The sequence below is a fragment of the Bradyrhizobium huanghuaihaiense genome (genome assembly GCF_007830635.1).
Lineage (GTDB): Bacteria > Pseudomonadota > Alphaproteobacteria > Rhizobiales > Xanthobacteraceae > Bradyrhizobium > Bradyrhizobium huanghuaihaiense.
Genome location: NZ_VLLA01000015.1, coordinates 25,104 through 37,968 on the forward strand (window position 1 = coordinate 25,104; position 12,865 = coordinate 37,968).

At 65.2% G+C, this 12,865-nt stretch carries 10 protein-coding genes; 5 read left to right on the forward strand and 5 right to left on the reverse strand.

Annotated elements, in window-relative coordinates; translation table 11 throughout:
• Nucleotide 1 precedes the first annotated feature (1 nt).
• The 5 genes from IQ16_RS26735 to IQ16_RS26755 all read left to right on the forward strand — a co-directional run bounded on the left by IQ16_RS26735 (nt 2) and on the right by IQ16_RS26755 (nt 7,810).
• Nucleotides 2–928, forward strand: coding sequence for a branched-chain amino acid ABC transporter permease (locus IQ16_RS26735; RefSeq protein ID WP_018640781.1), 927 nt, complete (start codon nt 2–4; stop codon nt 926–928).
• A complete protein-coding gene (locus tag IQ16_RS26740) occupies nt 928–2,409 on the forward strand; it encodes an ATP-binding cassette domain-containing protein (RefSeq protein WP_020607778.1) in 1,482 nt (493 codons plus the stop codon). The genes IQ16_RS26735 and IQ16_RS26740 overlap by 1 nt, the downstream gene beginning before the upstream one ends.
• Before the next feature lie 40 nt (nt 2,410–2,449).
• Nucleotides 2,450–3,685: an ABC transporter substrate-binding protein gene (locus tag IQ16_RS26745; RefSeq protein ID WP_018640783.1), complete on the forward strand. Its 1,236-nt coding sequence runs from the start codon at nt 2,450–2,452 to the stop codon at nt 3,683–3,685.
• A 161-nt stretch (nt 3,686–3,846) separates the two neighbouring features.
• The gene (gene uvrA / locus IQ16_RS26750; RefSeq protein ID WP_018640784.1) at nt 3,847–6,357 is read left to right on the forward strand and encodes an excinuclease ABC subunit UvrA; all 2,511 of its coding nucleotides are present in this window, start codon (nt 3,847–3,849) and stop codon (nt 6,355–6,357) included.
• A 142-nt stretch (nt 6,358–6,499) separates the two neighbouring features.
• A complete protein-coding gene (locus IQ16_RS26755) occupies nt 6,500–7,810 on the forward strand; it encodes an ABC transporter substrate-binding protein (protein WP_018640785.1) in 1,311 nt (436 codons plus the stop codon).
• Between the two features lie 184 nt (nt 7,811–7,994).
• Here the strand turns inward: IQ16_RS26755 and IQ16_RS26760 are convergent, their stop codons facing one another.
• The 5 genes from IQ16_RS26760 to IQ16_RS26780 all read right to left on the reverse strand — a co-directional run bounded on the left by IQ16_RS26760 (nt 7,995) and on the right by IQ16_RS26780 (nt 12,844).
• Nucleotides 7,995–9,164 carry a Gfo/Idh/MocA family protein gene (locus IQ16_RS26760; RefSeq protein ID WP_018640786.1) on the reverse strand — a complete coding sequence of 390 codons (1,170 nt, stop codon included), beginning with the start codon at nt 9,162–9,164 and terminating at the stop codon, nt 7,995–7,997.
• A gap of 44 nt (nt 9,165–9,208) precedes the next feature.
• On the reverse strand, nt 9,209–9,523 hold the full coding sequence (locus IQ16_RS26765; RefSeq protein ID WP_018640787.1) for a septal ring lytic transglycosylase RlpA family protein: 315 nt from the start codon (nt 9,521–9,523) through the stop codon (nt 9,209–9,211).
• A 103-nt stretch (nt 9,524–9,626) separates the two neighbouring features.
• Nucleotides 9,627–10,472, reverse strand: a complete 846-nt coding sequence (locus tag IQ16_RS26770; RefSeq protein WP_018640788.1) for a CmcJ/NvfI family oxidoreductase — start codon at nt 10,470–10,472, stop codon at nt 9,627–9,629.
• 336 nt (nt 10,473–10,808) lie between these two features.
• Nucleotides 10,809–11,747 (reverse strand): ABC transporter substrate-binding protein, encoded by a 939-nt coding sequence (locus IQ16_RS26775; RefSeq protein WP_018640789.1) that lies wholly within the window; start codon nt 11,745–11,747, stop codon nt 10,809–10,811.
• Nucleotides 11,744–12,844 (reverse strand): LLM class flavin-dependent oxidoreductase, encoded by a 1,101-nt coding sequence (locus IQ16_RS26780; protein ID WP_018640790.1) that lies wholly within the window; start codon nt 12,842–12,844, stop codon nt 11,744–11,746. Before IQ16_RS26780 ends, IQ16_RS26775 begins: the two co-directional genes overlap by 4 nt.
• Between the last annotated feature and the right edge of the window lie 21 nt (nt 12,845–12,865).

Here is a 12,865-nt window from a genome sequence, read left to right on the forward strand (position 1 = left end):
GATGTCGAGCTTTTTCACCTCGCGCCTGTTCTTCATCTCGCTCGCGCTGGTCGTGATCGCGGCGACGCTGCCGCTCTATGTCTCCGGCTATGTGCTCGGCCTGCTCACCGTCGCATTCTATTTCGGCGTGTTCGCGATGGCCTGGGACCTCTTGTTCGGCTTTGCCGGCGAGGTCAATTTCGGCCCGACCTTCCTGATCGGCGTCGGCGCCTACACCGCCGGCATCCTGAACGCCCAGTTCGGCTGGTCGGTCTATGCTTGCATCGTGCTGGGCGCACTCGCCTCCGTCATCGCCGGTCTCGTTCTGGCGCTGCCGGCGCTGCGGGTGCGCGGGCCCTATTTCGGCCTGACCACATTGGTCGCGGTCTTGATGCTGCAGAACTTCATCGTCGTGTTCGCCGACCTCACCGGCGGCGAGATCGGCCTCACCATCCCCGACGTCATCAGCATCAATGCCGGCACGAACTACTGGATCGCGCTTGGTTTCATGACCATCTCCGCCGCGATCCTCTATGGCCTGTCGCAATCGCCTGTTGGACTCGTGCTGCAGGCCAGCGGCCAGGATCCGGTGCAGGCCGGCGCGCTCGGCTTCAACATCGTCAAGCACAAGCTCGCCGCCTTCATCGTCAGCGCGTTCTTCTCTGGGCTCTCAGGGGCGCTGCTGGTGTTCTATTTCGGCACCGCCTCGGTCGGCACCGTCGTGGACGTCGCGGTCGGCGTCAACGTGATTGTCTCGGCTGTGCTCGGCGGCCGGCGCACCGTGCTCGGTGCGGCGCTGGGCGCGATCTTCCTGATCGTCGCTGGCGAGTTCCTGCGCCCCACCGGGGAGCTCGCCACCTTCATCGTCTCGGCGGTCGCACTTCTCGTCGTGCTGTTCTTCCCCGGCGGCTTCTTAGGGGCGGCCCTTTCGCGCGAGGCTCGCTCGTGATGGATATGAGGCTTTCAAACCGGGCCGTGCTCGAAGTCCGCGGCCTGACCAAGCGTTTCGGCGGATTGACCGCGGTGAAGAACCTCGGCTTCGAGGTCAACAGCGGCGAGATCTTCGGCCTGATCGGGCCGAACGGCTCGGGCAAGTCGACCGCGATGAAGAGCGTGATGGGCATCGAGCGCCCGACCTCGGGCGAAGTGATCTTCGAGGGCGAGGACGTCGCCGGCCTGCCCGCGCACAAGATCGCGCGCAAGGGCTTTGGCATGGTGTTCCAGCACTCGCGGCCGCTGAACCGGCAGACGGTGCTGGAGAACATCATGGTGGCGCTCTTGCCGGACAGCCTGTTCATGCTGTTTCCGGACAAGGCGCTGGTCGAGCGCGCCAAATGGATCGCCGAGCGCGTGGGCCTAGGCAACGTCATGAACCGCCGTCCGCCGACGCTGCCCTTCGCCGACCTGCGCCGGCTCGAGCTCGCGAAAGCCATCGCCCGCGATCCCAAGGTCGTGCTGGTGGACGAGCCCTTTGCCGGGTTGACGCGGGCCGAGGTTGATATCTTCTCCGACCTGATCCGCAGCTTTCGCGACGACGGCCGCGCGGTGATGCTGGTCGATCACAACGTCAAGAGCGTCGCCGCGCTCGTCGACCGCGTGCTCGCGATGTATCTCGGCGAGGAGATCGTCACCGGCAAGGCTGAGGAGGTCATGCGAAACGAGACCGTGCGCCGGGTCTATCTCGGCGGCGCGATCGAGACCCATGCCCGGCCCGAGACCAGCTTCAGGGATAAGGTGCCGCTGCTCCAGGTCGAGAATGTCAGCGTGTTCTATGGCAAGGCGCAGGCGCTGGAGAACGTCTCGATCCACGTCCACGAGGGCGAGTTCGTCTCCGTGGTCGGCCTCAACGGCGCCGGCAAGACCACGCTGTTCAACACCATCTCCGGCTTCCTGCCCTACACCGGCGAGATCGTGCGCGGCGGCGATAAATTGCGCGGCACCAGTCCGGCAAAGATCGCGCGCAGCGGCCTCGTGCAGTGTCCGGAATCGCGCGAGCTGTTCGGCGAGATGACGGTCCGGGAAAATCTCGATCTCGGCGGCCAGCATCTGTCCGACGACAAGCGCGCCGCGCAGCTCGCCTGGCTGTTCGAGCTGTTCCCGATCCTCAAGGAGCGCCAGGGCCAGATGGCGCAGACACTGTCCGGCGGCGAGCAGCAGATGCTCGCGATCGGCCGCGCACTGATGATGCAGCCGCAGATCCTGATCCTGGACGAGCCGACGCTGGGCCTTGCCCCCGTCATCCTCGAGCAATTGTCCAAGGCACTGACAAAACTGCGCCAGACCACGGCGATCACGGTGCTGCTCGGCGAGCAGAACGTTACTTTCGCGCTGCCGCATGCCGACCGCGTCTATGTTCTGGAGCACGCCAGGATCGTCTGGGAGGGCGATCCCGCCCGCTTCGCCAGCGAAGCCGGCGCCGATTTTCTTTAAGTCCTCAACATCAACAAGAAGCATAGAAAGGGAAACGACCATGCGATCTTCAGTTCTCAGCGGCAGCTTCCTCGCCTCGGCGCTCGCCTTGTGCCTCGCCGCACCCGCCTACGCGCAGTCGAACGATCCGATCAAGATCGGCGTCATTGCCGAGGTGCAGTCGATCGCGGGCGCCGCGACACCGGGCGGCGCGCAGATCGCCGCCGACGAGATCAACGCCAAGGGCGGCATCCTCGGCCGCAAGGTCGAGATCGTCACCTACGACAACAAGAGCTCCTCGGCCGATTCGGTGCGCGCCTTCCAGCGCGCCGTGAGCGAGGACAAGGTGTCCGCGGTGATCGCGAGCTACATCTCCGAAGTCGTGCTGGCGCTGGAGCCCTGGGCGGCGCGGCTGAAGATGCCGCTGATCACCCCCGGTGCCGCCTCGAACGAGATCACCAAGGCGATCCACAACGACTACGAGAAGAACAAGTACACCTTCCACGGCTACCTGACCTCGGCCGCCCAGGCCCAGCTCGTCTGCGACGCGGCCAAGGACCTCCTGGTCGACAAGCTCAAGTTCAAGACCGTCGCGATCATGAGCGAGGACGCCGCCTGGACCAAGCCGCTCGACGTCGGCTACGAGGCCTGCCTGCCCAAGGCCGGGCTCAAGGTCGTCGAGCATGTGCGCTTCTCGCCCGATACCACCGACTTCACGCCGATCTTCAACAACATCGAGGGCAAGAAGCCCGACGTGATCGTGACAGGCATCTCGCATGTCGGCGTGCAGCCGACCGTGCAGTGGAAGAACCAGCAGGTGCCGATCCCGATGTTCGGCATCAGCGCGCAGGCGCTGAGCCCGACCTTCTGGAAGGACACCAATGGCGCCGCCGACGGCGTGCCGTCGCTGGCGGTCGCCACTCCTGATGTCGCCGTGACCTCCAAGACAAAGCCGTTCGCGGCCGCCTTCAAGGCCAAGTTCGGCTCGCCGCCGGCCTATACCGGCTACACCGCCTATGACGAGGTCTACATCATCACCGACGCGATCAAGCGCGCCGGCTCGACCGATCCCGACAAGATGGTCGCCGAGCTCGAGAAGACCGACTACGAGGGCACGATCGGCCAGATCCAGTTCTACGGCAAGAACGACGAGTTCACCCACGGCATCAAGGCCGGTCCGGGCACGGTGACCGGCCTCGTCTTCCAGTGGCAGGACGGCAAGCAGGTCGTCGTCTGGCCCGAGAAGATCGCCGAAGGCAAGATGAAGTTTCCGAATTTTGTGAAGCTGTCGCAATAACATCCGGGGCCGGCCCGCTGCCGGCAGCCCAACACTCGAGCAAGGCCCGTCGCATGAACGCGGCGGGCCTTCGCTTTGTGAAGAACGGAACTGCCCCGCTGGCATCAAAGGACCCATCCTGCGATCTTGCCGTTAATGCCGGATGTAGCCGGAGGAGCCAGATGGACGACCGACCGAGACAATCCGAGAGCCTGATGCAGGACGATGGCTTCGTCCGGGTCCGGGGCGCCCGCGAGCACAATCTCAAGAACGTCGACGTCAAGATTCCACGCAACGCCCTCGTCGTGTTCACGGGGGTCTCGGGCTCCGGCAAATCCTCGCTCGCCTTCGGAACGATCTACGCCGAGGCGCAGCGGCGTTATCTCGAATCGGTGTCGCCCTATGCGCGGCGCCTATTCCACCAGATGCAGATCCCGGAAGTCGACGACATCGAGGGCCTGCCGCCCGCCGTCGCGCTCCAGCAGCAGCGCGGCGCGCCGACGACGAGGTCGTCCGTCGGCAGCGTCACGACCATCTCGAACCTGCTCAGGATGCTCTATTCCCGCGCCGGCGATTACCCGCGGGGGCAACCGATGCTCTATGCGGAGTCGTTTTCTCCCAACACGCCGGAGGGCGCCTGCCCGACCTGCCACGGCATCGGCAGGATGCTCGACGTCACCGAGAAATCCATGGTGCCCGACGACACCAAGACGATCCGCGAGCGCGCCGTGGCCGCATGGCCGAGCGCCTGGCAGGGACAGAACCTCCGGGACATCCTGACGACGCTGGGCTACGACGTCGACAAGCCCTGGCGCGAGCTGCCGAAGAAGGACCGCGACTGGATCCTGTTCACCGACGAGCAGCCGACGGTTCCGGTCTATGCCGGCTACAACGCAGCCGAAGTCAAACGGGCGCTGCGCCGCAAGGAGGAACCGAGCTATCAGGGCACGTTCACCGGCGCCAAGCGCTACGTGATGCAGACCTATGCCAAGTCCGAGAGCGCGATGATGAAGCGCCGCGTTGCGCAGTTCATGATCACGCAGGACTGTCCGACCTGTCATGGCACGCGGCTGAAGCCAGAGGCGCTAAAGGTGAAGTTCGCCGGTCTCAACATCGCAGAGATCTCGCACCTGCCGCTGAAGCAATTGCAGGAGCTGATCAAGCCGTTCGCGAAGACTTCGCCGGACAGGTCGGAGAAGGCTGTCGTCGCCCGGCGCATCTGCGAGGATCTGTCGGCACGCCTCGCCGTCCTGCTCGACCTTGGCCTTGGCTATCTCGCCTGCGAGCGCAGCACGCCGACGCTGTCCCCGGGCGAGCTGCAGCGCTTGCGTCTGGCGACGCAGGTCCGCTCCAACCTGTTCGGCGTCGTCTACGTGCTCGACGAGCCGTCCGCAGGCCTCCACCCCGCCGATACCGAGGCGCTGCTGCGTGCGCTCGACCGGCTGAAACGCGCGGGCAACTCGATCTTCGTGGTCGAGCACGAGATCGAGGTGATCAGGCATGCCGACTGGCTGGTGGATGTCGGGCCCGACGCCGGCGACGGCGGCGGACGCATCCTCTATAGCGGGCCGCCCGCAGGGCTCGGCGACATCGCGCAATCGCGAACCGCGAGCTATCTCGCGCACCCTCGAAAGAAGCTGCCGACGATCCGCCGCGAGCCGAACGGGCATCTGAAGATCAGAGGTGTGGTCCGCAACAATCTCCGCGGCCTCGACGTCGATATTCCGCTGGGCGTGATCACCGGCATCACCGGTGTGTCGGGCTCCGGCAAATCGAGCCTGATCAGCCAGTTCCTGGTCGAGGCCGTGGCCGGGCATCTCGGCCATACGCTGATCACCGATGCGGATGACGACAGCCTGGCTCCGACGGTCGAAACCCTGGGCGGCAAGATCCTCGCCGGTCTCGACCGTGTCGATCGCCTCGTCGTCGTCGACCAGAAGCCGATCGGCCGTACGCCACGATCCAATCTTGCGACCTACACCGGCCTGTTCGACCACGTCCGAAAACTGTTCGCGGCAACGCCGCAGGCCAGGGCCCGCCGCTACGATGCCGGGCGCTTCTCGTTCAATGTCGCCAAAGGCAGGTGCGCCACCTGCGAGGGTGAAGGCTTCGTCTGCGTCGAGCTCTTGTTCCTGCCCAGCGTCTACGCGCCCTGCCCGACCTGCAAGGGCGCGCGCTACAACGACAAGACGCTCGAGGTGAGGATTGACGGCAACTCCATCGCGGACGTGCTGGCGATGCGCGTCGACGAGGCCTTCGACTTCTTCCGCGGCGATGCCACCCTGAACCGTTCGCTGTCCGTCGTGCGCGAGGTCGGCCTCGGCTATATCCGCCTCGGCCAGTCCGCGACCGAGCTGTCCGGCGGCGAGGCCCAGCGCATCAAGCTCGCAACCGAGCTGATGCGTCCACAGCGCGGGCACACGCTCTATATCCTGGACGAGCCGACCACAGGCCTTCACCCACGGGATGTCGAGCGGCTGATCGCCCAGCTCGATCGGATCGTGGATGCCGGCAACAGCGTGGTCGTGGTCGAGCATGACATGGATGTCGTGGCTCACAGCGACTGGATCATCGATCTCGGTCCCGGCGCCGGCGACGAGGGTGGCCTTATCGTCGCAGCGGGGACACCGCATCAGCTCGCCAAGGCGGGCGGGAAGACCGCGCGCTATCTGGCGCGCCGCCTGGAGCACTGATTGCACGATTTCGCGGCATCATTTCGCAATTGCGTTCCAGGCCGTGGAGGACGGACCCAGACTTTCGCGATGTTGACTTTCCGCCGCCCCCCTCCCCATACTTCGCGAAAAATAACAACCAACGGTTTTGAGGGAGGATAGGATGCCGACTTCACGCAGGCAGCTGCTGAAGGGTACGGCGGCTGCCGCCGCCACACTCAGCCTCGATTGGACCAGGGCCCAGGCGCAAGCGGAGACATTGCGCATCGGCCTGATCTACGACCTCACCGGTCCGTTCGCCGCCGGCGGCTCGGTCGCCTCGTCGATCGGCGCGCAGATCGCGATCGATCTCGTCAACGAGAAAGGCGGCGTCGGCGGCAAGACCAAGATTGCTCCGGTCGCCGCGGATTCCCAGAGCAAACCCGACGTTGCGATCAACGAGGCCGAACGCCTGATCAGTCAGGAGAAGATCGACATTATCAACGGCGTCTATGCGAGCTCGCATGCGGTGCCGCTCGCAGCCAAGGTCGAGCAGCAGAAGAAGATCCTCTGGATCACGACCGCGGTCTCGACCGCCGTGTTCAAGGACAAGAACCTGCAATACGTGTTTCGCGCGCAGATCCATTCGGATCAATACGGCCAAGCGTTTGCGGGCTTCCTCGCCGAGCACGCCAAGGCCAAGCTCGGCATGGAGCCGGGCGAGGTGAAGGTCGCGCTGATCCACGAGGACGGCCCCTACGGCGTCGGCGTCGCCGCGGCCGACGAGGCCTATGCCAAGCAGGCCGGCATCCAGGTGGTGCTGCGCGAGGGCTATTCGGCCTCGGCGCCCGACCTGTCGGTGCTGGTCACGAAGATCAAGCGCGCCAAGGCCGACGTGATCTCGCATGCCGGCTACAACCCCGACATCACCCTGTTCCTGCGCCAGGCCCGCGAGAGCGGATTGCGCTTCAAGATGCTGTTCGGCGCCGGCGCGGGCTACAGCCAGCTCGACAAGCTGCGCGCCACCTTCGGCGCCGACATCGACAATTTCTGCAACATCGATCCGGTGCCGGCGCAGCTGCTCGATCCGGCGAAGCTCGCGCCGGGTATCGGCGATCTGACCAACGCCATGGTGACGCGCTACAAAGCCAAGACCGGCGCCACCGACGTGCCGCCGCACTGCTCGATGGGCTTCAACCAGACCTGGGTGCTGCTCAACAACGTGCTGCCGGTCGCCAAGGAGAAGTACGGCAGCTTCGAGCCCGAGGCGATCCGCAAGGCCGCGCTCGACGTCGACATCCCCGCCGGCGGCACCATCCAGGGCTATGGCGTGAAGTTCTTCCCGCCGGGCACGCCGATGTCCGGCCAGAACGAACGCTCGACGCCGGTGGTGATGCAGAACGCCGGCGAGCACATCTCGGTGGTGTGGCCGACCAACATCAAGACGCAGGACCCGGTCTTCCCGCTGCCGAAAGGCTCGACCTACGGGGCGTGAGGGGGCCCTGCTCCCACCCTCCCCTGGAGGGGGAGGGTCGCTACGCATGCAGCGAAGCGGAATGCGTGGCGGGGTGGGGTGATCTCTCCTCACGGGCACTGCCCGATTGGAGAGATCACCCCACCCCGCTCGCGCTACGCGCGATCGACCCTCCCCTCCAGGGGAGGGTAAGCGTACCGATCCCCTACAACACCACCCTTCTTCCCTCCTCCGCCGCCCAGTACCCGGCGTAGTTCACCTTGATCGTCTCATAGGCCAGCGCGAGGCCCGACAGCGGCTGCCGCCCGGTCGCGGCGCATTCCATGAAATCCTGGATCTCCTGGAGATAGCCGCGCGTCCATTCCTCCTCGAGGCAGACATATTGCCAGCCGGTTTTGCGGTCGACCTTTTCGGTGATGTAGACGCTGGCGAGCTTCTCCTCGCTGGTCTGATAGCTCATCAGATGATTGTTCGGCGTGATGTTGGCGAACAGCGAGCCGCCGCTCGTGTAGGTCTCGATCAGGTTGCGCACGCCGCCCATGATCATGTCGCCGGAGAAGATGGTGGCCTTGGTGCCGTCGGAGAAGGTGGCGGTGAGCGTGCCCCAATCCTCGACGTCGAAGGGATTGGCCTTGATGTAGCTGCGCTCCTCCGGCTTGAGCGCGGCGGTGACGTTGCCGACATCGCCGGTGACGCTGGCGACATGGATGCTCTCGCCGCGCGCCCTGGCCTCCACCTGCTTCAGATACAGCACGGCCGAGAGCGGATGGCAGCCCATGCGGATCAGCGAACCGCCGCCGGTCATCGCCCATTGCGCCGCATGCGCGGCGTGCGAGCCGGAATGGCTCTCCTCGCCCTTCATGAACAGGATCTTTTCCTTGGTCGCCTTGATGATCTCCGCGGTCTTGGTCACCGCTGGCGCGTAGATCCAGTCCTCGGCATACATGAAGAGTTTTCCGGTGCGCTCGATCGCGGCGCGCGTCCTGTCCATCTCTTCGATCACGCGCTCATACATCAGCGCCTTGGGCACGTGCTTGCCGATCGGCTGCATGTCGCCCTCGCGCCCGAAATAGCCGGCGAACGGCTTTTCGCAGATGACGTGCTTGCCGGCCTGCATGCTGGCGACGATCATCTCCGCATGAAGGTTCGGCGGCGTGCAGATGTCGATGACGTCGAGCTCGCCGTCCGCGATCAGCTCGGCGAAACTCCGATAAACACGCGGAATATTGTGATGCCGGGCGAACGCGACGACCTTGTCGCCCCGCGCGGCGACCGCCGCGACCTCGACATCCACGCCATAGACGCGCCGGAACGCATACATGTGCAGCTCCGACACGAAGCCGCAGCCGACGAGTCCCACCCTGATCCCGGTCATAGCGCCCCCCTTGCTTCGGGCGGCACTATAGCGCGCTCGGAGAGCTAATCCACCGACACGCGCACCACGCCGGCGCTCATCATGCCGAGCGCGCGGGCGGCCGGCACCGAGAGATCGACGATGCGGCCGCGGATGAAGGGGCCGCGATCATTGACGCGGCACTGGATCGTGCGCCCGCTGTAAGACACCCTGAGCACGCTGCCGAACGGGCGTGTGCGGTGGGCGCAAGTCAACTCGCCGCCTTTGCCCGCCCTTCCATATCCGTAGTACGAAGCAAGCCCGCTTTCGGCGTTAGCGACGGAGATGAAGGCGGGGAATGAAGTCATCAAGCAAAACAGTAGAGTCGTCTGCGCGCGCACGGCACCGCTCCCGGTTAACCCTGCCCGGCGCTGCAAACGTCGTTTTGTTCCCTCAGGTTCCAGGAACCCTGCCGGAAGTGTCCGGCAGGGTCATCACAGTTTGTTACTGCCGGTGAAACACCAGCGTTCGCACCTCGATGCTTTCGCGGGGTGCGGCATCGGCCGGCGTGGTCGGATCCACGAACGCGGTGTGCGGCCCGAAACGGGTGCGGCCGTCGGTCGCGGAATCGTAGCACTTCAGCAGCAGCGCCTCGTCCGGCGTCATCTCCGGGAAATAGAACCAGCGGTGGTTCGGATTGTATGTCACCGAATAGGTTTCACCGCGACGGTTGGGATAGATCAGGTCGGATGCGACGAGATCCTCGGGCTTAACCGTCGTGCCGTCAGCCATGGCGAGCGGTGAATCGCGCAAGGGTCCGCGGATCGGTCGCCACAGATTGATCACCTGCACACGCCCCTTCAGCAGCTCCTCGGCCTCGTCAGGCAGATGCTCGCGCACGCGGTTGGCGCCGGAGATCACGGTCTGGTCGACATGCACGCGCGTCGCCGGCTGACGCGGCCCGCCGCCACGAATATCCGGGGCGCCCTCGACGCGCTTGCGCACGGTATGGTCGAAGATGACCACACGATCGGCCTTCAGCGTCGCGCGAAGGAAGGCTTCGACGGCGGGATAATAGACCGCGCGGATTTCCTCCTCGTTGTAAAAGTCCTTCACCTGTGTCGGGTGACGCACCAGCGCAAAGCCCTCGCGATCGAGCGAGACGTTTTGCGCGATCAGCCGCGCATCGAAGATCGGAACCTGGTGCGGCTCCGGCAGCGACGTGCTTTTCGGCTCACCCGGCGGCGGATCGAAGGCGTAGGTGCGCGGCTTGGCCGATGTCGGCGCGAGATAGTTGAGTTCGGCGGTGACGAAGGGAAGCGATTCGATTCTTGTTTCTTGCAGGCCCATGGCCGGTCTCCCGATGTGGTCGTCGGACTGATTTTTGCGGGAGTGCACCGTGCCGCAAGAGGTGCGATGCAAATAGCGATAGGGGTGTTGTCAGCGGTGTCAAACGCAGAAGGAACGTTTCGAGGAATCCTATTGGGTTGGAATGCGCTCTATCCGATTCACGGATGCTTGAGCGCCTTGTGAGGTCTCGTGCCCCGGACGCAGCGCATCACGAAGTGGTACGCTGCAGAGCCGGGGCCCATCTCACCCCGAGCGACATGTGCGGCATGGGTCCCGGCTCTGCGCAGCAGCGTTTCACGCTGCAGCGCGTCCGGGACACGAAAGCGTGCGTAAAGCCTACAACCCCGCCTTCGCGATCGCGTCCGCAAACGAGCGATCCACGATCTCGGCTGCATCGAGCTTCTGCTTGATCAGGCCCCAGCGGAAATAGAGATCGATCGTGCTCTGCTCGTCCGCGACGACGCCGTCATCGATCGGCGCGATGCGGATTTTTGCGCGCGACAGCCAGTTCTGCGGCACGGCGGTGGGGATGTTCATCAGTCTGCCCCAGGTCGCGGCGTAGCTGTCGACGTTGTTCAGCGACCACGCCCGCGCCGCGGTGAGGCGCCGGACGAAGTCGGTCAGCTCGGCGCGCTTGTCCCTGATAGCGTCGGGCCGCGCCACCTGGAAGCTCAGGCCCGGCGTGAGGCCTTCGGAGGTGATGATGCGGCGCGATTTGAACAGCACCTCCTCCTGGCTCACATAAGGCTCCCACGTCGACCACGCATCGACCGAACCTTGGGTGTAGGCGATCTTGGCGTCCGACGGCGCCAGGAACGCGATCTGCACGTCGCTCGCACTCCAGCCGTTCTTCTCGAGCGCGGCGAGGATCAGCTGATGGCCGATCGAGCCGCGGCCGGTTGCGATCTTCTTGCCGCGCAAATCGGCAAAGCTCTTGATCGGCGAGGTCTCGGGCACGAGGATGGCGAGCCCCTCGCGCGTCTGCCGGATGGCGGCAATCGCCTTCACCGGCGCGCCGGAGGCGGCGGCAAAGGTGAAGGGCGCGTCCCCGACGAGGCCGGTCTCGATCGCGCCGGCGCTCAGCGCCTCGAGCAGCGGCGCCGCCGCCGGAAATTCCTTCCATTCGATTTTGTACGGCACATCCTTGAGCACGCCGGCCGCTTCCATCACGGCCTGCGCATTGCCCTTCTGGTCGCCGACACGCAGGGTGGTTTGCGCCGCCACGAGTTCAAGCGAACCGAACAGCAGCGCGCCGGCCAGCATGAGGCGGATCACTCTGCCGCCTCGCCGCGAACCGCCTGGCGCTTGGCAACCAGCTCGCGCGTCAGCGGGATCAGCTCGCGTCCGTATTCGATGGCGTCGATCAGGGGATCGAAGCCGCGGATCAGGAAATGGCTGATGCCGAGGTCGTAATAATCGCCGAAGACCTCGGCGACCTGCTCGGGCGTGCCGACCAGCGCGGTGGTGTTGCTGTTGGCGCCGGTGAGCTTGGCGATCTCAGTCCAGAGCCGCTTGTCGATGCGGCTGCCCTGGTCAGCGAGCGCGAGCAGGCGCCGCGCGCCGGCGGTGGCATGGCCGTCGGCGGGCTTGCGATACCCCGTCTTGTCCTGCAGCGCGGTGGCGCGCGCCAGAATTTCCTCCGCCTTTTCCCAGGCCTGCTTTTCGGTCGGGGCGATGATCGGCCGCACCGACAGGCTGAAGCGCGGCGTCGGCCGCCCCTGCCGCACCGCGGCGTTGTGGACGCGCGAGGTCACATCGCGCACCTGCGCATAGGACTCGCCCCACAGCGCAAACGTGTCGGCGTGCTTGCCGGCGACGTCGATCGCCGCATCCGAGGCGCCGCCGAAATAGATGCGGATGCCTTCGGGGCGATACGGCTTCACCTGCGAGAAGGCGTTCTCGACCTGGTAGTACTTGCCCTTGTAGCTGAACGGCTTGTCGCTGGTCCATTCCAGCTTGAGCACGTCGAGGAACTCGGAGGTGCGGGCATAGCGCTCGTCCTTGTCATCGAGCGTATTGCCGTCCTGCCTGAGCTCGGCGGCGTTGCCGCCGGTGATGACATGGAGCGCAACGCGGCCGCGGGAAAACTGGTCGAGCACCGCGAACTGCCGCGCCAGCAGCGTCGGCGCGGTGAAGCCCGGCCGCTGCGCGATCAGCACGTTGAGCCTCTCGGTGTGATTCAGCACGTGCTGGGCGACCTGGAGCGCGTCCGGCGAGGTCGAATGAAACGCCAGCAGCGCACGATCGAAGCCGGCATTCTCGTGCGCCTTCGCCACCGTCTCGATGTGGGTCGGATTGAGGATCGGCCCCGCGCGAACGACGGTCTCGGACGAATTGTTGTTGCTGATGAAGCCGATGAACTCGATCGACATGATCGTCTCCCTGATTGTTTT

What these genes read in the sequence shown, in the direction of transcription:
- uvrA (WP_018640784.1), top strand. Translation starts at nt 3,847, where the DNA reads ATGGACGACCGACCGAGACAATCCGAGAGCCTGATGCAGGACGATGGC.
- IQ16_RS26740 (WP_020607778.1), top strand. Translation starts at nt 928, where the DNA reads ATGGATATGAGGCTTTCAAACCGGGCCGTGCTCGAAGTCCGCGGCCTG.
- IQ16_RS26755 (WP_018640785.1), top strand. Translation starts at nt 6,500, where the DNA reads ATGCCGACTTCACGCAGGCAGCTGCTGAAGGGTACGGCGGCTGCCGCC.
- IQ16_RS26745 (WP_018640783.1), top strand. Translation starts at nt 2,450, where the DNA reads ATGCGATCTTCAGTTCTCAGCGGCAGCTTCCTCGCCTCGGCGCTCGCC.
- IQ16_RS26735 (WP_018640781.1), top strand. Translation starts at nt 2, where the DNA reads ATGTCGAGCTTTTTCACCTCGCGCCTGTTCTTCATCTCGCTCGCGCTG.
- IQ16_RS26770 (WP_018640788.1), bottom strand. Translation starts at nt 10,472, where the DNA reads ATGGGCCTGCAAGAAACAAGAATCGAATCGCTTCCCTTCGTCACCGCC.
- IQ16_RS26780 (WP_018640790.1), bottom strand. Translation starts at nt 12,844, where the DNA reads ATGTCGATCGAGTTCATCGGCTTCATCAGCAACAACAATTCGTCCGAG.
- IQ16_RS26760 (WP_018640786.1), bottom strand. Translation starts at nt 9,164, where the DNA reads ATGACCGGGATCAGGGTGGGACTCGTCGGCTGCGGCTTCGTGTCGGAG.